Raw genomic sequence first — 19,455 nt, forward strand, 5'->3', positions numbered from 1 at the left:
GTCCCCTGGCAAGAGGCAATCATGAATCAAGGGGCCACCTGGTATCCGTTAAAGCACCGTCAGTTTCGCCTGTTCTGGAGCGCCGGTGCAGTCATCAATATTGCGATCTGGATGCAAACAGTAGGTGCTGCCTGGATCATGGTTGGGCTCACCGATTCAGCCTGGATGGTGTCGCTGGTGCAAACCGCCATGACCCTGCCGGTGTTTCTGTTCGGCTTGCCCGGCGGAGTGATTGCGGACCTGGTGAATCGCAAATACTGGCTGCTGTTCACTCAGTCGGTGATGCTGACAGCCGCGAGCATACTGTTTATCTTGGCCGCTACCGGCAGCCTGAGCGCCTGGATGCTGTTGTCGCTGACCTTTTTACTGGGCACCGGAAGCGCGCTGAGCATGTCAGCGTGGATGGCCGTCACTCTTACACTGATCCCGCGGGAAATCGTGCCTGCGGCGGTCGCGCTCAACGCTATTTCAACCAATGTTGCTCGCGCACTGGGCCCCGCCATCGGCGGCCTGCTTATTGCTGTCGCAGGCCAGGCTTCGATGTTTCTTTTGATCGCCTGTTGTTTTATGGGGGTGATCCTATTTCTGATTGGTTGGCGGCCTGTCCGAGTCAGTAATGTGCTGCCCCCTGAGACTTTCCTCGGCGGTATGCGCAGTGGTCTGCGCTATATACGTCATTCCGTCTCCTTGATCAGCTCGCTGAAACAGGTATTTATCTTTACCAGCTGCGCCAGTGCACTGTGGGCGTTACTGCCTTTGATAGCCAAGGACCAGCTGCAGATGGAAGCGGGCGGCTATGGCCTGTTAATGGGGGCGTTGGGTGCAGGCGCGGTGATCGCTGCGGTCAATCTCACGCGTCTATATCGTCTTGTGGCGCTGCGCCGGCTGGTTGTTGTGGGGGCAGTTGCTTTTGCGCTGGTCACCGCAGCGGTGTCGCTGACTGACGTGGTCTGGCTGGTCTGGCTGCTTCTGGTTGTCGCTGGCATTGCCTGGATGGCAGTCAATGCCACGGTCGCTACCATTGTGCAAACCTGCGCGGCTGATTGGGTTAGAGCCCGAGTCGCTTCGGTATATTTGCTCATGTATATGGGCGCGATGGCGGCTGGCGGCGCGGTGTGGGGGCTGGTTGCGGATCACCTCGGGCCGACCAATAGCCTGCTGCTGTCTGCGGTAAGTATTGTCCTCGGGCTTTGGTTGACGCGCGATGGCGTCTTCGTATTGGGTAGCGAGGCTGATTACCGCACGGTATCGCAAACTGACAAGCTGGTGGTGGCCGCCGAGATCAATCACTCTGACGGTCCGGTGTCGGTCGAAATCAGTTATCGGGCGCTGAATGAGTTCCACCAGGACTTTATAAAGTGTGCTTACGCAGTGGGCCAGTCGCGGCGGCGTAACGGAGCGCGCAACTGGCGACTTTACCGTGACCTGGCCGACCCAAACCGTTTTGTAGAGCGTTTTATAGTAGAGTCCTGGCTGGGCTACTTGCGGCAAAGAGATAGGGTTACTCAGGCCGATCAGAATACGGAGAGCCAGTTGCTGCGCTACGTCATCAGTACGGATGTTGCCACCAAGCGCTACATCCATCAGCCGAATGCACTGGGCGAATGGTGATAAAAATTGATTTAAAAATACAATTCTTGATATAGAATGATTGGCAGGCCATTATTGGTGCGTCATATTCGGGATCTGTTGATCCCTGCGCCTGAGGGGAGATACAAAAATGGATGCTGAAGTCAGTATCAGTGATAAAAACGCTGCCAAGTCGTCGTCCTTGGTTACCGTAAAGCCGGTCGTCAACGCTGTTCGTATTCTCCGCTTCCTCAGTCAGGCTGCTGCTCCAGAGCGCTCCGTGGATATCGCCAGGAAGCTGGATATCAACCCCAGCACTTGCTTCAATATTCTCAGAACCTTGGTCGCCGAAGATATGGTCGATTTTAGCCCCATGTCCAAGCGCTATTCCGCTGGGTTGGGGCTCGCCCGGCTGGTTGAACAGTTCGTCACCCAAGGGCAAAAAGTGCAGTTGGCCAAGCCCTTGTTGGAGAAATTTGCTGCTCGCTCAAAGGTGACCGTCACCTTGTGGCGGCGCATAGGTAACGACCGGATTGTTATCGTCAGCTCTGCTGCGTGTCCTACCGATGTGCGGATCGACATGAGCGAAGGTCAGCGGTTGCCAATTCTAATGGGCGCCAGTGGGCGTTTATTTGCCTCGCAACTCGATCTGGACCAGCCGCAGCCCAAGGCTATCTTCGACAATATTCGCTGGAGTGGGGCGCTGTCCTACGAAGAATATTGTGAGCAGGTACGGGATGCGGCCAAGCTCGGCTGGTCCATCGACGATGGCCACTTTTCAATCGGCATCCTGGCAGTGGCGGCACCGGTTTATTCTCCCTCCGAGACCATCGACTTCACCGTGTCGGCCGTGATGTTTCGTGGTCAGCGCGATGAAGCCGGAATTGCAGAGTTGGGGCAGTCACTGCGTAATCTGGGCAAGGAGTTGGGAAGCGTGCTGTTCTGATTATCAGTCGCGCACCAACAACAGGCTGCCGCCCAGCGGTCCGCCCCCGGCGGCCGTGACCGCTACCTGGTGATCAGCAATCTGGCGCTTGTCGGCGCGCCCCCATAGTTGCAAACAGGCTTCGTGCACGTAGCCCAGGCCGTGGGTGCGCCCTCCGGAGAGCTGGCCACCATTGGTATTCAACGGTAGCTCACCGTCTAGCGCGATGCGCTGCCCGCCGTCAACAAAACGCCCGCTCTCCCCTACCGGACACAGTCCCAGAGCCTCTAGCCAGATCATGGTCAGTATCGAGAAGCCATCGTAGAGCTGCGCGGAGCCGACATCCTTGGGTTTCAGATCGGTACGTGCCCACATCATGCGCCCGACATCGAACGCCGCGCCCTGGGTCAGCGAAATCTGATCCCAGGACCAGGGCTGGTTAAGCGCTGCACCCATGGCTTCGATCCGGATCGGCGGGTTGCGCCCGTCTTTGGCGACATCACGGCGCGACAGGATGATGGCGGTTGAGGCATCACAATGCACATCGCAATCGAACATACGTAATGGTGTGGATATCATCCTCGACTGCATGTAGTCGTCCATGCTCATCGGTGTACGATAAACCGCCTTGGGGTTGAGCTCGGCGTTGCGCCGGCAGGTCAGAGCGATTTGTGCGAGCTGTTCCGAGGTGGTGCCATAGTCATGAAAATGCCGCTGCGCATACATGGCCATCAGATTTGCCGCCGAGAGCACATTGAAAGGGGTGTACCACTGCCAGGCAAAACTGCTGTCCCGTCCCTGAGTTTTATTCGTCAGGGCTGAAGCTTGCTTGTTGTGTTGCCGGGTAGAGGACTCGGTAATGGTGCGAAATACCAGCACATTTCGACACATGCCGCTGGCAATGGCCATGACCCCATTGATGATGCCGGCTAGGGGGCCGGGCCCCTCATAGCCGCCGCCAAACCAGTTTACGTTCAAGCCAAGTGCATTTTTAAGCGCGTTCGGCCCGACCGGAGAAAAGCTGTCACCGTTATTGTTGTCACCCGGCCAGCACGCTACCCCATCGATCTCGTCCCGGGTCAGTCCCGCATCGGCAATGGCTTCAAGACAGGCGTCTGCGGTCAGCCGCATGGCTGACAACTGCGAAGGGCGGCCAACCTCGGATTGACCAATACCGGTAATAGCGACATCTTTTTCATACAGACGGTCAAACATGCTCAATCCTTAACAAATAGGGGAAGCCATACATCGTCTTCCTGCTGAAAGTGCACTCTGACGGGCATCCCGATAAAGACGTCTGTCACCGGTATCCCTTCGATATTACTGACGAAGCGCAGACCTGCCTGCTCTACCAGCTCGACGATGGCAATCACGAAGGGCTCCTGCAGTTCAGGTGTCCAGGGCTGGTGGTTGATGGTAAAGCTGGCGACCTGGCCTTTTCCCGACACGGCCTCCGGACCTACTTCAAAGCTGTTGCACGCGGGGCAAACGGGACTGGGCGGGTGAAAGTAACGAGTACAGGCGCTGCAGCGGTGGATCAGCAGCGCGTTGTTTTTACCACCTTGCCAAAAGGCGCGGTTGTCACCGGTGAGGGCGGGCAGCTTTCTCGGCATCGGATAAATCCTGTCTTAACAACTTGGATAACCCAAGGTTAGCATTTGTACACATATTAAAAAAGTGTTCTAATCTAAATCTACTGGGCCTTGCATTGGCCTATCTAATAAGACTCACTTGTGGAGGTCGCTCATGACCCTTTCTCTGCAAGGCCGCGCAGTAATAGTCACAGGCGGCTTTGGTGTACTCGGTAGCGCGCTGACCAAATTGTTGCTTGAGCGGGGGGCTAGAGTAGCGGCCCTGGATCTGAGTGACGTGCCTGCCGCGTTGACAGCTTCCGCTGACTTTCTTCCCCTGGGCATGGTCAATCTGACCGAAACGGCGTCCGCCGAGCAAGCGATGAACCAAGTGATTGAGACTTTTGGGCGTATCAACGCGGTCGTCAATGTTGCTGGTGGCTTCGCCTGGGAAACGTTTGAATCAGGCTCGTTGGACACCTGGGACCGCCTCTATAAGATGAATGTGCGTACGGCCATCGTCAGCACCAAGGCGGCGTTGCCGCACATTCTGAGCGCCGGCAACGGTCGCGTGATCAACGTCAGTGCGTTGGCTGCCAACAAGGCTGGATTGGGCGTTGCTGCCTATGCAGCGTCCAAGGCCGGCGTGGCGCGCTTTACCGAATCGCTCGCGGAAGAGTTGAAAGCCCGCGACGTCACGGTCAATGCGGTCATGCCCAGTATTATCGATACACCCACAAACCGGGCTGATATGCCGGATCAGGATTTCACCTCATGGGTTACACCCGAAGCGCTGTCTGCCGTCATAGCCTTTTTGCTGTCGGCCGAGGGTCAGGTAATCACTGGGGCCTGCCTACCGGTAAGTGGTCGAGTATGAATAGCTTAATGAATGGGAGATTGTTGCCATGAGATTGGTCACTTTTGTAAATAGCGAAGGCCTGGAACTGGCCGGTGCCTTGATTGAGCAGGATCAGTCAGTGCTTGATCTGCAACAGGCTTACACCGAGTTGCACGGAGGGCGGGCTGCAGCGCTGTCCAGCGTTCTTTCGCTTGCAGAGGCAGGCGATGAAGGTATGGAGCTGGCCCGCAATATTGTTGCCAAGGCACCCTCGGCGGCAGTCCAGGCGCGGGCATCTGTGCGCTTGAGAGCGCCTATTCAACCACCGCCGCAGATGCGCGATTTTTCCTGTTTTGAGCTGCACTTGCGTCAGAGTTTTGCTGCTGCTCGCCGTCTTCGTGCGATGCGCACCCCTGACCCGGAAGCGACGCTCAAGGCCATGAATACCAGCGCCGATGACCGTGTAATGGATACCTTCAACCGCCAGCCGATTTACTACAAGTGCAACCGGTTTGCCGTGGTAGGGGTGGACGATCAGTTCGAGTGGCCTGCCTACAGCAAAGCGCTGGATTTTGAGCTCGAATTTGGCTGCTACATTGGCAAGCGCGGCAAAGACATTACCCGTGAAAACGCCCGGCAGCACATTTTCGGCTACACGATTTTCAATGACATCAGCGCCCGAGATGCTCAGGCGAAAGAGATGAGCGGCATGCTCGGCCCGGCGAAGGGCAAGGATTTTGATACCGCCAATATTATGGGTCCCTGCTTGGTTACGGCGGATGAACTCGAAGATCCCTATGATCTGAATATGATCGCCCGAGTGAATGGCGAAGAGTGGGGCCGGGGTAACACGCGCGATATGCGCTGGCAGTTTGAAGATGTCATTGCCCATGTATCGCAGTCCGAGACCCTGCACAGTGGAGAGTTTTTGGGCTCGGGCACTGTAGGAAACGGCTGTGGCCTGGAGCAGTTACGTAACCTCAAGCCCGGAGACGTGATTGAGCTGGAAGTAGACGGAATCGGCATGTTGCGCACTCAAGTGGGGGAGAAAGGCAATCCATTTTGAAAACGCCTGATGGCAAAATTAAAGTCAAATTGATACAGATCACTAAAATCTGTTCACAAATGTCTTTCAATGTGATTTGCTTGGCGCTGAGCTAAGAGTTACCAAGCATTAAATCAATTGATGCTTAGCGCGGCCTGATAAGACCCCTAATAAAACTGGAGGCGAACATGCTTACTAAAACCAGCCAGGTGCTTTCCGATGGCACCAAGATTTCTGATTTGATCTATCCAGATACGCGTGAAGTGCAAATGCGCGTGCTCTCTGACCCTGAAATTTATCAGATGGAAATGGAAAAGATTTTCGGCAAGACCTGGGTGTTGCTCGGTCATGAGTCCGAAATCCCCAACGCGAATGATTTCATGGTCCGCGACATCGGCGGAGACTCCGTTATTGTGGCCCGCGACAAGCAAAATGAGATCCACGTGACTCTGAACGTCTGCCCGCACCGTGGCATGCGTGTGGCGCTGACCGATTGCGGTAATACACAGATTCATAAATGTATTTATCACGGTTGGGCTTTCCGACCGAATGGCGACTTTATCGGTTCCCCGGTCAAGCGCGAATGTATGCACGGCACAATGCTGCCTGAGTCCGAACTGGGCTTGAAAAAGGCGCGTTCAGTACTGTATGGCGGATTGATCTTTGCTACCTGGAACATTGAAGGTCCGTCATTCGAGGACTTCCTGGGCGACGCAAAGTGGTATTACGACATTCTGTTCCAGCGTACCGATAAGGGGATGGAGGTTCTTGGGCCACCCCAGCGATTTATGGTCAACGCCAACTGGAAAACCGCTGGTGAGCAGTCGGCAGCTGACGGATTCCATACGCTGACCCTGCACCGTTGGCTGGGTGAGGTAGGTAACTACGCTAAAAAAGGCGGGGCTGAGACGGATGATGATGAGCCGGACCTGACGCCAGAAATGTACGGTGTTGAGGTGAGTTCGCCGCATGGCCATGCGCTGCGTTGCATCGATCTGGCGCGCAAAATCCGCCGGTTGACGGGTCTTGAGCCAGACGATCTGTCAGTACAGGAGAAGCTGAATGCGCTTCCACCAGCGGGCATGACCAAAGAGATGGTCGACCAGTTGGCAGGGAATCTGAGCGAGGATCAGCTCAAGGTATTGACGTCCATGCCGCCTCAGGTAGGTGGCATGTTTCCTAATATTCTGTTCGGATTCGTCTATATTCCGCAGCCTGATGGTTCAGTCGTCGGTTCGATGACACTGCATACCTATATTCCCCGTGGTCCAAACCAGCTTGAGTTCTGCAACTGGATCTTTGCCGAGAAGGATGCACCTGAAGAGCTTCGCGAGAAGATGCTCAAACAGACCATTCAGCTGTTCGGGACCTCTGGCATGGTTGAGCAGGATGATTCCGACACCTGGCCACATATGACCCTGTCGGCGAAGGGTGCAATGGGCCGCCATATGACCTTGAAGTATCAGGCCGTTTACGAGACGGGCAAACCAGAAGGTTGGCCTGGGCCTGGCATCGTCAACGAGGGCTTTACCAAGGATGACACCCAATGGCATTGGTGGCTCTACTGGAACGAGCTGATGAACGCCGAATAAACACACCCCGGACAAATAAAAACAGGAGCTTCTCATGCAGCAAGTTCAAGAAAATATCCCGGCAGCCGCTCCGGGAAAAGCAATCGCGGTGGGGTCGGCCGAATACAACGCAGTGCTGACTTTCATGTACGAAGAGGCGGCGTTATTGGATCAGCTACGTCTCGGGGAATGGGGTCAGCTACTGGCCACCGACCTGATCTATACGGCGCCATTGCGCCATACGCGCCTTGGCGCGGACCATGCCAAAAGTTTTATTCGCACGGTTCAGCATTTCCATGATGATTACCGCTCGGTTATGGGTCGTATCCTGCGACTGTCTGGCAAGAGCGCCTGGGCTGAGGATCCGCCATCGCGGACTCGCCGCCTGGTGACCAACGTGATGGTGCGTGAAACAGACAAGCCTGACGAGCTGGCGGTAGTCAGCTATCTGCTGCTGACGCGTAGCCGTTTCAGTGAGCATCATGTTGATGTGATCAGCTGTGAACGCCATGACATCCTGCGCCGTGAGACGGACGGCAGTTTCAAGCTGGCACGTCGAGAGGCGCTCCTCGATCAATCTGTGCTGGGAACGGCCAATCTGGCCATCTTCCTTTAAGGGTTTGGCCGGCTGTGGTCACAGCCGACCATGCGGGGGACAAAGCCTGTCTTGCAAAAGACAGGCTTTGTTTTATCCAGGAAAGGGAAACAATCACCTCAACGCTGAGTTTGAATGATTTCCGGCTCGTTACCGGCGAACCAATCCTGATCGCTTGCGCAAAGTTGGCTTGCACGTTCAGTAAAATCCTCTGTAGAGCCTTTCATGCGCATGGCCTGCTGTGCTCTAACGGGTTGTTGGGCGTAGCAGAGGCCAGTCACCCTGGCGTGAGGCATTTCGTCCAGATCGTACTCGCGCCCGCGGGAGATGGTCGTACAGCGGCGTAATATCAAAGCCGCTTGCGCCTCTTCAGTAGGCAGGTTGGCAATAGCCCAGCCGGCCATGCCGTGGTTCAAATCGATTCCTCGGTACGGCTCTGGATCCTGAATAAACGTATCGGTAGTTGTCCATTGCAAGAAAATCTTGCCGTCGCGCAGGAGGGTGGAGGTAGTAACCCCGGCCACGCGCATAGGAACGGTTACGTCATATACGCGCTGGGTCAGCTTGCCGGCGGCCGCAGCAACGGCAAGGCCTGCCAGGTCGAGCATGTGAGTGCATTGATGCCTGGCGTCGGTTGCCCGTGTCACGCTGTGAGCTACTTCTGACAACGGCATGCCAATCAGCGACTGAAGAGGCGCTGCGGCGCCTGGACAGGCTGTATAGGGAAAACGTACAGCGTAGCCGCGCACATCGGTGACCAGGCCCTGAGCGTGCCGGATACTGACCCGGAAGTGATGAAAGTCGTCCTCCAGAGCGGCTCGCATTTCGCCGTCGGAGTGCTGGTGAATTTCAATACGTCGACGAAAAAGCATGCTGTTGACCTTTATGATAATGATGGATTAGTGCTGTATGTCCATCCTGAATATGATTTAATATGAACATTAACAAAAAAAGTGTTTATTAAAAAGGTTGCCGATATGAGACTACTTGAAGATAAAGTCGCCCTGATCACCGGCGCTGGTGGTGGAATAGGTGAAGGCGTCGCCCGCTACTTCGTCAAACAAGGTGCCAGTGTTGTGGTGGCGGAGCTTAACGAAAGCTTGGGTAACGCAGTTACCGCCGATCTCCGGGCTCTGGGCGGGAAAGCGCTCTTTTTCAAGACGGACGTCTCAAGCAAAGACAGCATCAATGCTGCCATTCAGGCCGCTGTCGACGAGTTCGGTGGGCTTGATACCTTAGTAAACAATGCCTTTGCGCCAACACCCAATGTGTTGATGGAAGACAAGACTGACGAAATGCTCAAGCAGACCCTGGACACCACTGTTTGGGCTGCATGGTGGTCGATGCGTGCTGCGTTACCCCACATGCGTGCCCGTGGGGGCGGATCGATCATCAACTTCTACTCGATCGATACGGAAATTGGCGCTTGGCTACACTCGGACTATAACACCGCCAAATCTGCCATCGTCGGACTGACGCGGAGCGCGGCGGCTGAATGGGGCCGCTTTAATGTCCGCGTGAACGCTATTGCCCCGACTGCCATGGGAGCCACTTTCCACAAACTGGCGGCTGAAAACCCCGGATTTGCTGAACGGTCTGCGGCCATGCGACCTTTGGGTCGCAGCGGTGATCCAGAGGATGATATCGGGCCAGTAGTTGCTTTTCTGGCTTCTGAAATGTCGCGCTACATGACTGGGGAATCCCTGCATGTGGACGGGGGTATTCATTTGCCTCGCTACAATTCGCGCCCTGCAGATGTGCCGGTGCGGGAGTACTAAGATCCTTCAGGTCTAGTAGGTTGTACATATCAAAGCCCGCGTTGAAGCGGGCTTGATTGTTGTGGGTGTTATCAGCGCTTTTTCACACTGATATCTGTCGCTTCCAAATCCCAGGTTGTAGGCGTTTTTCCCTCGTCACGGAGCAGATACTTGAGTACTCGCCCCTGAGGATTTTTTGGCAATGAGCTACGAAACTCGATGTAGCGGGGCAGGGCATAGTAAGGCACGCAGTCCGTAGCCCAGTGAAACAGCTCTTCCTCACTAAGTTTGGCACCGTCATTTAGAATGGCTGTGACCTTGACGTCGTCCTCACCCTTGTCCGAGAGCACCGCGTGTACCGCCACTTCTGAGATGGCTGGGTGCACGGCAAAAGCTGATTCCATCTCAAAACTGGAAATATTTTCGCCGCGACGGCGCAGATAGTCTTTTTTGCGATCAACAAAAAAGAAGAATCCGTCTTCATCAAACTTGCCAATGTCACCGGTGTGGAACCACATGTTCCTCATGAGCTTGAGGGTTTCTTCAGGCCGACGCCAATAGCCTTGAAACATGATATCCGGCCGTAGGGGCCGAACGACTATTTCGCCAGCGGTGTTTGCTGGCAATTCCTGATCGTTCTCGTCGACAATCCGTACATCAAAATCAGCAATGCGTTTGCCGGATGAGCCGGGTTTCGCGTACTCGCCGGCAGCCAAGGTAGTGATGACGCAAGCTTCAGTTAGGCCGTAACCATTGCCGCCAACGAGCGGCGTACCAAAGCGTTCACGCCAAATTGATTTGGTCTCTTCGGTATAGGGGTTACCGCGGGCAGTGTGGATTTGACCAAAGCAGCGACGCATGGCGTCATTATCAGGCGCCTGCGCCAGTAGTCCGCCCATGCCGCCAAGTATGGATGCAATGGTGGCGCCGCTTCGCTCAACCTCTGGCCAGAAATTGGAGACCGAGAAACGCGGCAGAATGGCTGCTCTTGCGCCCACCAGAACACTGGCGATGATGGTGACGCAGAGCGCATTCATATGAAATAGCGGCAAGGGCGTAATGGTTACGTCGTTTGCCGTAGCTGGTCCTGCACGCAACTGCAGTCGTGCCAGGTTGCACATGAAGTTATAGCTCACCATACAGCCCTTAGACGGTCCAGTGGTGCCAGAAGTGTAGATCAGGCACGACAGGTCAGAGGGTTTCGGTTTGCTCGGTATCGGCGTGGTTTTGTTATCGCGGTATTGATCCAACGGCTCGACCGTAATAGGACCGTCAACGGAGGCCTGCAGGGCTTCGCGGTGCAAGATGCGCTTAAGTGCTGGCAGCTGCTCACACACGGCCGTAATCCTGTCCATGTACGCGGCCTCGCAAATCACCAGCTGAGTATCCGCATCGGCAATTTGATGCCGGAGAAACTCGCCACGCAAAGCGGTATTAATCGGCACGCTGACAGCACTGAGTTTGTTGATCGCTAGCCAGCTCACTACCGCATCAATATTGTTGTCCAGCATGGTGACAACCGTCTGGCCTGCACATACACCCAGCGATGAGAGGGAGTGAGCCATCATGGTTGAAATTGAGTCAATTTCACTATATGTGTATAGTTTTCCACTGAAGTCGAGGAATACACGGTCTGGATGGCTTGCTACTGCTCGGTCCAGGGCTGCAATGATGGTGTCCTGTTCTCCGAGTGACCAGGTGTCGGGGTTACCAGTACCGCTCATGATAAATTTCCTCCGGGTGCGGCTCGCAGCATGGAGCCTGACTTTTATATTTCTGATAGAGAATCACATTCTATATTGTATTTTTTGCGATGTCTCTATCAAGAGTTGAACAGAAATTGGCTATAGTGATTAGTTAATCTGCTAGAATCGCAAAAACTAGGCTTAAAAAGGGGGGGTGCATATGCTGGATAATGAGGCCGAAGGTGCTATACCGCCTGTTGGAAAGGGCGTGAAAGCAGAGTCAACAGGCAAAGGTAATAAAGGTGTTCCACTTCCCAGCAAATCGACGTCCCCGGCGGTAGGTAAAGCCCGGGCAGTTAAGCCTAATCGTCGTTCGGAAGAGACCATTAACAGTATCCTGCAGTCCACTGAGGAAGTTGTTCTGCGCTCAGGCGCTGATCGGATATCGATCTTGGACGTGTGCAAGCTGGCCGGTGTTTCCCGCGGCACCTTCTACCGGTATTTTTCATCTCAGGAAGATTTGCTTGATACCTTTTCCAGGCATAAGCGCGATAATTTTCACCAGATTATGGTCAATACCATAGGTGTGGTTGAGGATCCGGAAGCGCGGTTGAATGCCCTTATCAATTTTATCGATGACTACCTTGAGGAAAGTCGGGCTCAGCGACTTCTTATGGTGGCCCCAGAATATGCTCTTGGATTTTTCCGGCGCATTTTCCACGACTCGATCCTGCGTTTCCAGGATACATTGGATATAGTTTTTGATGACTGGGACGCCAGGCTGGGGGTCAAGCTTGACCGTGAGTTGATTTGTGAAATGATCATCCGTTATGTGTTGAGCGAGATATTGGTTCCAGAAAATACCGGCAGACGCCTGCTTCCCGCGCGGGTCAAGCGCCTTGTGGCTTCGCTCATCACCGGCTCTACTTCTCGCACACGCCGCTGATTGAATGGGAGGTATGGCAAATACCTCCCCGGTTTGCTGTTGGTTATTCTAAGTCGCCTTAGACATAAGATATCAATATGTCGCTTTAACCTCCCCGTTCTTCCTTCCCACGTTTTCCACCTATAGCGGATTCTGCGTTTTTTGTATCCTCGTTATATTTTATTAATCGTATATTTATCAAAAGCCTATATGACTTTCGTGTGGTCACTGCGCGTCCCTGGCCTAGGTTGAAATTCGGGTTGTTGTTGTGCTGGCTTCATAAATAACTTGAACAGTTTTGCCATTTATGATCAATTTACATAATGCTAGCGCATATGAGCTCAGCCGCGCCTGTTCTGCGGCCGCTGGACTCTCATCCAATAGAACAACACTGAGGCTAACTATCATGCTAATCGATCTGCACGCCCACGCCCCCCACCCCGAGTACTATGACCAGCACCCCCATTGGGGCCCTGCGTTTGAATCCCAGCCAGATGGCGACATCAAACTGCGGGTTGGTGAATGGATACTCTCGTTGGGCGCGCCGGAGCGCAAAGTGGCGCTGCGCGAAGCGCATGCCCGCGGTGAAACCCTGCAGGTAGCTGAATATATGGCGAAATGGGCCGATCCCAAGCACCGGCTCGCCAGCATGGATGCAGCAGGACAGAATGCGCAGGTGTTGTCGGTACCAAGCCATTGCTACATGTATTGGGCTGAGGCTGAGTTCGGTATCCCCTTCGCCAGAACGGTCAACGATTCCCTCGCCAAATATTGTTCAGGCGCGCCAGATAGACTGATGTTCTGGGCTCACGCACCCTTGAATGTGCCGGTTGAGGCGGCAAAAGAGATCCGCCGTGCTTGCACAGAACTGGGCGCCAAAGGTTTGGTAGCGGGCGGCTCCAACTTTGGTGGACTTGAGTTTGATTCGCCTGAGATGGACCCGGTATGGGAAGCGTTGTGCGATCTCGATCTACCGATGTTTGTGCACGGTTATAACCAGTCGGTGACTTGGGGCAAAGATGCCAACACTGACCGTTATGAAACGACTGCCATCGTGGGTATGAATTACGATGAAGCAAAGTGCTTCTGGTACATGATCAATGGTGGTGTGTTTGATCGATTCCCCAACCTGAAGGTATACATCACCCACGGCGGTGGCTTTGTCCCTTATCAGTTAGGGCGCATGGCGCAGACCAATCCGAATCTGGATGTGTCATACAACAAGAAGCCGTTCCTTGAGTACCTGCGCAACTTCTACTTTGACGTAGAGCTGCACGAAGTTCCGATGCGCCAGGCGATGGTGGAAGTCATTGGCGCTGATCGTGTGCTCTATGGGTCTAACTTCGGCGGTAGCGATGCGGTACGTCACGACCTGACCGATGACCTGAAGCTGTCTTCTGAAGATATGGATCGCATTCGCTGGAAGAACGCTTGCGAGTTGTTGCATCTTGATCCAGCCAAGATTGGCAAGGTAGGTGCGTAATGCGCCTGGCGAGATGCTCTTACAAGAGTGGAGCGCCTTTCTGGGCTGTGGTTGATCTGGAGCATGAGGCGGTTAATCCAATTCACGGTAGCTTCAAGGATTGGGCGCCGTTGGTGACTGCGGGCCAGGGCATAAGTGCGCTGTCTTTCTCGGCCGATCCGATTGCGATGCAGGATATTCAACTGCTGGCTCCGGTTGATCCGATCAACCGGGTGGTGGTCGCCGGGGCCAACTATCTTGCCCACCTGATCAAGGACTTCGGTCTTGATGCACCCAAGCAGCCAGTAGCATTCCTAAAGGCATATGGCGCTTTGATAGGCGCTCATGACCCGATTCGATATCCGCCATTGACCGAAGAGCTTGATCACGAAGTAGAGCTAGTGGCGGTCATAGGCAAGGATGAAATCGATCCTGCTGATCCCCTGGCGTCGGTACTCGGTTACACGGTGGGCAACGACGTCAGCTCGCGCGATCTTCAGCGCAGCGGGGCAAAAGGGATTGGGATGGACCTTTTCGCCGCCAAAAGCCAGGACCTTACTACAGGTGTGGGACCGTGGATCGTGACCCGAGATGAGTTTCCACAGGGCTCCCCGCAATTGCGCTTGACCCTGGCAGTCAACGGGGAAGTGCGTCAGGACGGCAATACTGCCGAGATGACCTGGGACGTGGGCGAGTTGATTGCCTTCGTTCAGGCCCGCTCCAGTTTCCGTTGTGGAGACATTCTGTTTACCGGATCGCCTGCGGGCGTAGGCATGGGTACCGGCCGCTTTCTCAATCCGGGTGATGTGGTGGAAGCCTCGGTTGAGGGCATCGGTACGCTGCGCAATGTGGTGAGTGAAAAGAACGCTTAATGAGGTTTTTACAATGACTGCGAATAAAACGAACAAGGTGGTGGTAGTCGGTGCCGGTCTGATGGGCACGGGGATCGCCCATGCCTTCGCCAGTTCCGGGTTCCCGACGGTGATTGTGGATACCAATCCTGAGTCACTAAAGCAGGCTTACAACAGTATCGAAAAAATCCTCGGCGATGGCGTGCGTCTGGGCAAGGTATCTGAAGATAGCGCTCGGTCGTCCCTGGAGCGTTTGACTGTGAGCGAAGACTTGAGCGTGGCTGCCAGCGGCGCCAATCTTGTGCTTGAAACGGTTTCAGAGCAGCTTGCTGTCAAGAAGGCGGTGGTCACTCAAGCGGCTGCTGTCATGGCTGAAAACGGCATCATAGCCAGCAACACCTCTGCGCTTAGCGTGACCGAAATCGCAGCGTCTGTGCCGTCGCCCGAGCGTTTTATCGGCATGCATTTTTTCAATCCCGTACACAAGATGAAACTGGTCGAGATCGTGTTGGGCTTGGCGACCAATGATGAAACGGTAGCTATTACCCGCGATTACTGTGAGGCGCTGGGCAAGACGTCCATTGTCGTCAATGAATCGCCTGGCCTTACCACTAGCCGGATGTCTGCTCTGCTGGGTAACGAGGCCATGTATATGTTGCAGGAAGGTACTGCGACTGCCGAGGACATCGATACAGCATTGCGAATGGGCTTCAATCATCCGATGGGGCCATTGGAACTGGGTGATCTGACGGGGTGGGATACCCGCTTGTCCGTACTGCGCTACCTGCACAGTACCCTGGGTGAGAAGTTTCGCCCGTGCCCATTGATCATAAAGATGGTTGCAGCCGGCCGGCTAGGGCGGAAAACCGGCCACGGCGTTTATCGGTATGAAGACGGAAAAGCCGTGCCAGGTTCTGGGCTCAAAGGCAGTTACCTATGAACGATATCGTCATTGTAGATGCGGTACGCACTCCGGTAGGACGCTTTCGCGGCAGTTTGGCTGGCGTTCGAGCGGACCACATGGGCGCTTTGGTACTCAACGAACTGTTGAAGCGCACGGGCTTAACGGCACAACAAATCGATGATGTAATTTTTGGCTGTGTCACCCAGATCGGCGAACAATCGGCCAATATAGCGCGCACAGCATTGCTGAGTGCGGGCTGGCCAGCGACTGTTCCGGGTCTTACGCTGGATCGAAAATGCGGATCCGGTGAGGCTGCTGTGCATGCCGCGGTCGGAGCTATTGCTTGTGGGGCGGCTGATATCGTTATCGCTGGCGGGGCTGAGGCGATGAGCAGAGTGCCGATGGGTAGCAACCGTGATATTCACGGTGAAGCATTCGGTTGGCAGGCCATGGAGCGTTACGAGCTGACCTCGCAAGGCGAGGCCGCTGAGCGTATGGCGGAAAAATGGCAGATCAGCCGCGATGAACTGGACGCCTATGCCCTGGAAAGCCACCGGCGAGCCGGAGCGGCGGCAGATGCGGGGTACTTCGCTAGTGAAATCGCGCCTATGCCCATTGCCGACCTCTGCGAGAAAGATCACGACGGTTTCACCGGCTTGTTTTTCGCAGATGAAACCATCAGGCGCGACACGTCGCTGGAAAAGTTGGCGACCTTGAAAACCAGCTTCCGTCCGGAGAACGGCCGCATTACCGCAGGTAATTCCTCGCAGATATCCGATGGTGCGGCGGCGTTGCTGGTGATGTCGGCAGACACCGCAAAGCGTTTGGGTCTGAGGGCTCGTGCTCGCATCAAGACCATTACCACGGTGGGTGCGGATCCTACGTTGATGCTGACCGGGCCTATTGCAGCTACGCAAAAAATTCTGCAAAAGGCTGGGCTCCGCACGGACGACATCGACTTGTTCGAGATCAATGAGGCGTTTGCTTCAGTGCCGATAGCCTGGATGCGTGAGATGGGTGTGTCTGCTGAGCGATTGAACGTCAACGGGGGGGCTATTGCACTAGGTCACCCGCTAGGTGCCAGCGGCGCGCGTATCATGACCTCCATGTTGAATGAGCTTGAGCGCCGCAAGGGACGCTATGCCCTCCAGGCTATCTGTTGTGCTGGCGGACTGGGCACAGCTACCTTGATTGAGCGGCTTTCCTGACTACCATGTCCAGAATTACGCCATTACCCCTATCGTCGCTTCCGGAGTCGCTGGCTATTGCGCTGCAACGTGGCCTGGACTCCGGCATGCTGAGTTCCAGCGTGCCTGTGCTGGTTTGGGCGCATCGTCCTGCGTTGGCCGAGGCCTGGTTAGCCGTGCTTGAGCTGTTTTACAGTCAGAGTCTGTTGAGCGAGCGGCTACGTGAGTTGGTACGCCTGAAAATCGCCAGCGTAACGACCTGCAAAGCCTGTCAGTTAGCCAGAAAATCAGATGATGTAAACGATCTGGATATCGCTTGCCTGGCGTCAGACAGTGATCACTTTACTCAACAAGAACAGGCCGCTTTGCAGTTCGCTGAATTGTTTGCCGGCGATTACATGACGGTAGGTGATGTGCATTTTGAAGCGCTGGCAAGGTTTTTCAGCCCAGCGCAGATAACAGAACTCAACATGTATTGTGCCCTGATGCTTGCTGGCGGGCGAATGACCTACGTCCAGCAGGCTTACGAGGAATAAAATGAATACCCCATTGCATAGCTGCGCTTTAAAAAAAATGGATGGTACTGACACTAGTCTGATCGCCTACACCGGCAAGGTGTTGTTGATAGTCAATGTGGCTTCGCGCTGCGGCCTGACGCCGCAGTATCAAGCACTCGAACAGCTGTATAGAGAGCGACAAAACAATGGATTCGCAATCCTGGGCTTTCCGGCCAATGATTTTCGCGAACAGGAGCCTGGCAGCGACGAAGATATTGCGGCGTTCTGCCAAAGCAAATACAGCGTCAGCTTCCCTCTTTTCTCCAAGATCAGCGTCACCGGCGCAGATCGCCATCCGCTGTACTCGGCGCTCACCGCAGCCGCTCCAACGGCAGTGGGTGAGGGGCCCATGCGCACCAAGCTGGAAAGCTTCGGCATTAAAACCAGCCCTGCACCTGAGGTGGTATGGAATTTTGAGAAGTTTTTGCTTAACCGTCAGGGCGAAGTGGTAGCGCGCTTTGCCCCAGATGTGGAGGTCACTGAGCCACGCTTCCTGACGGTTTTGAATGGTTTGTTGAATACTGAAACATAGTAATTATGCATTTATGTAAAAAGAGTTCAATTCTTTCCTTTTCAGGAATAGTCTGAATTGTCCGTGTGGTCTTCTTGGCAGAAGCCCACCTGAGAGTCAAAACAACAAAAGGAGAACGTCATGACTGACAGTTCCAAGAGCAACCTGGAAACCGTGTTTGCCGATGTAGCCAGTAACTACAAGGGCAGCGATATTGATTTGCATGCTACGTACGCTGAAATGCGCAAGACCTCGCCGGTTATGGAAGGTAACTTCATGGAGCGCTTGGGCGTTCCGTCCATTGCCGGTGTAGATCCTGACCGCCCTTGTTTCACGCTTTTCAAGTATGACGATGTTATGCACGTGATGCGTGACGCCAAGCACTTCACCAGCGGCTTTATTGCTGAAGGCCTGGGTGCTTTTTTTGACGGTTTGATCCTGACGGCGATGGACGGCGATCAACACAAGAACATGCGTAACCTGCTACAGCCAGTGTTTATGCCGGATACGGTTAACCGCTGGAAGGAAGAACGTATCGACAAGGTTATACGTGAAGAATTTCTGCAGCCGATGGCTGGGCAAAAAAGTGCAGACCTGATGGACTTTGCTCTGTACTTTCCGATCCGGGTGATCTACTCGCTTATCGGTTTTCCGAATGACCAGCCTGAAAAGATCAAGCAGTATGCTGCGTGGGCGCTGGCCATTCTTGCCGGTCCGCAAGTTGATCCGGCCAAAGCAGCAGCGGCCAAGAAAGCCGCCATGGAAGCGGTTGTGGCGCTTTATGATGCTATCAAGATTGTGGTGGCAGAGCGCCGCGCAGAAGGCGGCGAAGGGGATGATCTTATCAGCCGCTTGATTCGTGCAGAGTACGAGGGGCGCTCGCTGGATGATCATGAGATCACCACTTTTGTGCGTTCTCTGTTGCCTGCAGCAGGCGAAACCACCACGCGTACTTTCGGTACGCTGATGACACTGCTTCTGGAAAATCCTTCTTTGTTGGAGCGGGTACGAAATGACCGCAGCCTGGTCAACAAGGCTATTGACGAGTCTATCCGTTTTGAGCCGGTCGCCACCTTCAAGGTGCGCCAAACGGCAGAGGCAACCGAGATTCGAGGGGTGGCGATTCCCAAAGGCGCGATGGTGTCATGCATTGTCAGCTCAGCCAACAGAGACGAAGAGTTCTTTGAAAACGCCAATACCTTTGACATTGATCGGCGCCAGCGGCCTTCATTCGGTTTTGGCTTTGGCCCGCATATGTGCATAGGGCAATTTGTTGCCAAAACCGAGATCAACTGTGCCCTGAACGCGGTGTTGGACATGTTGCCCAATATCCGTCTCGATCCTTCCAAGCCGGGACCGCAAATTACCGGTGCACAGCTTCGCGGTCCCCATCAGCTGCATGTAATCTGGGACCGATAAACGTCTTCTCCCGAAGTCCTCGCAATCTGCCTGAGCAAGGCTTAGGCAGATTGCGACTCCCTACTCTGATAGCCAGTTTTTAG

19 protein-coding genes are annotated in these 19,455 nt (G+C 54.6%); 15 read left to right on the forward strand and 4 right to left on the reverse strand.

Translation table 11 applies throughout. The features are described from left to right. The first annotated feature begins 21 nt into the window (after window positions 1–21). Together DT594_RS02050 and DT594_RS02055 are read left to right on the forward strand one after the other, a co-directional pair. Window positions 22–1,611 (forward strand): MFS transporter, encoded by a 1,590-nt coding sequence (locus DT594_RS02050; RefSeq protein WP_149331150.1) that lies wholly within the window; start codon window positions 22–24, stop codon window positions 1,609–1,611. A 109-nt stretch (window positions 1,612–1,720) separates the two neighbouring features. Further along, a complete protein-coding gene (locus DT594_RS02055) occupies window positions 1,721–2,515 on the forward strand; it encodes an IclR family transcriptional regulator (RefSeq protein ID WP_149331151.1) in 795 nt (264 codons plus the stop codon). A gap of 3 nt (window positions 2,516–2,518) precedes the next feature. Here the strand turns inward: DT594_RS02055 and DT594_RS02060 are convergent, their stop codons facing one another. Both DT594_RS02060 and DT594_RS02065 read right to left on the reverse strand, forming a co-directional pair. Further along, window positions 2,519–3,709, reverse strand: a complete 1,191-nt coding sequence (locus DT594_RS02060; RefSeq protein ID WP_149331152.1) for a thiolase family protein — start codon at window positions 3,707–3,709, stop codon at window positions 2,519–2,521. 2 nt (window positions 3,710–3,711) lie between these two features. Beyond that, entirely contained in the window at window positions 3,712–4,107 is a 396-nt protein-coding gene (locus tag DT594_RS02065; protein WP_149331153.1) for a Zn-ribbon domain-containing OB-fold protein, read from the reverse strand. A 133-nt stretch (window positions 4,108–4,240) separates the two neighbouring features. Between DT594_RS02065 and DT594_RS02070 the strand changes: the two genes are divergently transcribed. The 4 genes from DT594_RS02070 (at window position 4,241) to DT594_RS02085 (ending at window position 8,135) form a co-directional block, all read left to right on the forward strand. Next, window positions 4,241–4,942: an SDR family NAD(P)-dependent oxidoreductase gene (locus DT594_RS02070; protein WP_149331154.1), complete on the forward strand. Its 702-nt coding sequence runs from the start codon at window positions 4,241–4,243 to the stop codon at window positions 4,940–4,942. A 28-nt stretch (window positions 4,943–4,970) separates the two neighbouring features. Beyond that, window positions 4,971–5,969 (forward strand): fumarylacetoacetate hydrolase family protein, encoded by a 999-nt coding sequence (locus tag DT594_RS02075; RefSeq protein WP_149331155.1) that lies wholly within the window; start codon window positions 4,971–4,973, stop codon window positions 5,967–5,969. Between the two features lie 167 nt (window positions 5,970–6,136). After that, window positions 6,137–7,540 (forward strand): aromatic ring-hydroxylating dioxygenase subunit alpha, encoded by a 1,404-nt coding sequence (locus DT594_RS02080; protein ID WP_149331156.1) that lies wholly within the window; start codon window positions 6,137–6,139, stop codon window positions 7,538–7,540. 34 nt (window positions 7,541–7,574) lie between these two features. Beyond that, window positions 7,575–8,135 carry an aromatic-ring-hydroxylating dioxygenase subunit beta gene (locus DT594_RS02085; protein ID WP_149331157.1) on the forward strand — a complete coding sequence of 187 codons (561 nt, stop codon included), beginning with the start codon at window positions 7,575–7,577 and terminating at the stop codon, window positions 8,133–8,135. Between the two features lie 98 nt (window positions 8,136–8,233). Here DT594_RS02085 and DT594_RS02090 read toward each other — a convergent pair whose 3' ends face one another. Then, on the reverse strand, window positions 8,234–8,986 hold the full coding sequence (locus DT594_RS02090) for a DUF2889 domain-containing protein (protein WP_149331158.1): 753 nt from the start codon (window positions 8,984–8,986) through the stop codon (window positions 8,234–8,236). Window positions 8,987–9,091: 105 nt separating this feature from the next. Between DT594_RS02090 and DT594_RS02095 the strand changes: the two genes are divergently transcribed. Next, entirely contained in the window at window positions 9,092–9,892 is an 801-nt protein-coding gene (locus DT594_RS02095; RefSeq protein ID WP_096346439.1) for an SDR family NAD(P)-dependent oxidoreductase, read from the forward strand. Window positions 9,893–9,963: 71 nt separating this feature from the next. Here the strand turns inward: DT594_RS02095 and DT594_RS02100 are convergent, their stop codons facing one another. Next, window positions 9,964–11,595: an ATP-dependent acyl-CoA ligase gene (locus DT594_RS02100; RefSeq protein ID WP_149331159.1), complete on the reverse strand. Its 1,632-nt coding sequence runs from the start codon at window positions 11,593–11,595 to the stop codon at window positions 9,964–9,966. Window positions 11,596–11,776: 181 nt separating this feature from the next. Between DT594_RS02100 and DT594_RS02105 the strand changes: the two genes are divergently transcribed. The 8 genes from DT594_RS02105 to DT594_RS02140 all read left to right on the forward strand — a co-directional run bounded on the left by DT594_RS02105 (window position 11,777) and on the right by DT594_RS02140 (window position 19,372). Next, window positions 11,777–12,502 carry a TetR/AcrR family transcriptional regulator gene (locus DT594_RS02105; protein ID WP_149331160.1) on the forward strand — a complete coding sequence of 242 codons (726 nt, stop codon included), beginning with the start codon at window positions 11,777–11,779 and terminating at the stop codon, window positions 12,500–12,502. A 385-nt stretch (window positions 12,503–12,887) separates the two neighbouring features. Continuing rightward, window positions 12,888–13,964: an amidohydrolase family protein gene (locus tag DT594_RS02110; RefSeq protein ID WP_096346436.1), complete on the forward strand. Its 1,077-nt coding sequence runs from the start codon at window positions 12,888–12,890 to the stop codon at window positions 13,962–13,964. After that, window positions 13,964–14,815: a fumarylacetoacetate hydrolase family protein gene (locus tag DT594_RS02115; protein ID WP_096346435.1), complete on the forward strand. Its 852-nt coding sequence runs from the start codon at window positions 13,964–13,966 to the stop codon at window positions 14,813–14,815. Before DT594_RS02110 ends, DT594_RS02115 begins: the two co-directional genes overlap by 1 nt. A 13-nt stretch (window positions 14,816–14,828) precedes the next feature. Further along, the gene (locus DT594_RS02120; protein ID WP_149331161.1) at window positions 14,829–15,734 is read left to right on the forward strand and encodes a 3-hydroxyacyl-CoA dehydrogenase; all 906 of its coding nucleotides are present in this window, start codon (window positions 14,829–14,831) and stop codon (window positions 15,732–15,734) included. Then, window positions 15,731–16,906, forward strand: a complete 1,176-nt coding sequence (locus DT594_RS02125) for a thiolase family protein (RefSeq protein WP_149331162.1) — start codon at window positions 15,731–15,733, stop codon at window positions 16,904–16,906. Before DT594_RS02120 ends, DT594_RS02125 begins: the two co-directional genes overlap by 4 nt. Window positions 16,907–16,911: 5 nt before the next feature. Continuing rightward, on the forward strand, window positions 16,912–17,421 hold the full coding sequence (locus tag DT594_RS02130; protein ID WP_149331163.1) for a carboxymuconolactone decarboxylase family protein: 510 nt from the start codon (window positions 16,912–16,914) through the stop codon (window positions 17,419–17,421). Window position 17,422: 1 nt separating this feature from the next. Beyond that, window positions 17,423–17,974, forward strand: a complete 552-nt coding sequence (locus tag DT594_RS02135) for a glutathione peroxidase (protein WP_149331164.1) — start codon at window positions 17,423–17,425, stop codon at window positions 17,972–17,974. Between the two features lie 120 nt (window positions 17,975–18,094). Continuing rightward, on the forward strand, window positions 18,095–19,372 hold the full coding sequence (locus tag DT594_RS02140) for a cytochrome P450 (RefSeq protein WP_149331165.1): 1,278 nt from the start codon (window positions 18,095–18,097) through the stop codon (window positions 19,370–19,372). Window positions 19,373–19,455 lie beyond the last annotated feature (83 nt).

Source organism: Halopseudomonas laoshanensis (genome assembly GCF_008365385.1).
Taxonomy (GTDB): domain Bacteria; phylum Pseudomonadota; class Gammaproteobacteria; order Pseudomonadales; family Pseudomonadaceae; genus Halopseudomonas; species Halopseudomonas laoshanensis.

Coding starts and splice junctions, on each gene's coding strand:
- DT594_RS02115 (WP_096346435.1), top strand. CDS start 13,964: ATGCGCCTGGCGAGATGCTCTTACAAGAGTGGAGCGCCTTTCTGGGCT.
- DT594_RS02140 (WP_149331165.1), top strand. CDS start 18,095: ATGACTGACAGTTCCAAGAGCAACCTGGAAACCGTGTTTGCCGATGTA.
- DT594_RS02060 (WP_149331152.1), bottom strand. CDS start 3,709: ATGTTTGACCGTCTGTATGAAAAAGATGTCGCTATTACCGGTATTGGT.
- DT594_RS02080 (WP_149331156.1), top strand. CDS start 6,137: ATGCTTACTAAAACCAGCCAGGTGCTTTCCGATGGCACCAAGATTTCT.
- DT594_RS02110 (WP_096346436.1), top strand. CDS start 12,888: ATGCTAATCGATCTGCACGCCCACGCCCCCCACCCCGAGTACTATGAC.
- DT594_RS02090 (WP_149331158.1), bottom strand. CDS start 8,986: ATGCTTTTTCGTCGACGTATTGAAATTCACCAGCACTCCGACGGCGAA.
- DT594_RS02125 (WP_149331162.1), top strand. CDS start 15,731: ATGAACGATATCGTCATTGTAGATGCGGTACGCACTCCGGTAGGACGC.
- DT594_RS02075 (WP_149331155.1), top strand. CDS start 4,971: ATGAGATTGGTCACTTTTGTAAATAGCGAAGGCCTGGAACTGGCCGGT.
- DT594_RS02050 (WP_149331150.1), top strand. CDS start 22: ATGAATCAAGGGGCCACCTGGTATCCGTTAAAGCACCGTCAGTTTCGC.
- DT594_RS02105 (WP_149331160.1), top strand. CDS start 11,777: ATGCTGGATAATGAGGCCGAAGGTGCTATACCGCCTGTTGGAAAGGGC.
- DT594_RS02130 (WP_149331163.1), top strand. CDS start 16,912: ATGTCCAGAATTACGCCATTACCCCTATCGTCGCTTCCGGAGTCGCTG.
- DT594_RS02070 (WP_149331154.1), top strand. CDS start 4,241: ATGACCCTTTCTCTGCAAGGCCGCGCAGTAATAGTCACAGGCGGCTTT.
- DT594_RS02065 (WP_149331153.1), bottom strand. CDS start 4,107: ATGCCGAGAAAGCTGCCCGCCCTCACCGGTGACAACCGCGCCTTTTGG.
- DT594_RS02055 (WP_149331151.1), top strand. CDS start 1,721: ATGGATGCTGAAGTCAGTATCAGTGATAAAAACGCTGCCAAGTCGTCG.
- DT594_RS02100 (WP_149331159.1), bottom strand. CDS start 11,595: ATGAGCGGTACTGGTAACCCCGACACCTGGTCACTCGGAGAACAGGAC.
- DT594_RS02120 (WP_149331161.1), top strand. CDS start 14,829: ATGACTGCGAATAAAACGAACAAGGTGGTGGTAGTCGGTGCCGGTCTG.
- DT594_RS02095 (WP_096346439.1), top strand. CDS start 9,092: ATGAGACTACTTGAAGATAAAGTCGCCCTGATCACCGGCGCTGGTGGT.
- DT594_RS02135 (WP_149331164.1), top strand. CDS start 17,423: ATGAATACCCCATTGCATAGCTGCGCTTTAAAAAAAATGGATGGTACT.
- DT594_RS02085 (WP_149331157.1), top strand. CDS start 7,575: ATGCAGCAAGTTCAAGAAAATATCCCGGCAGCCGCTCCGGGAAAAGCA.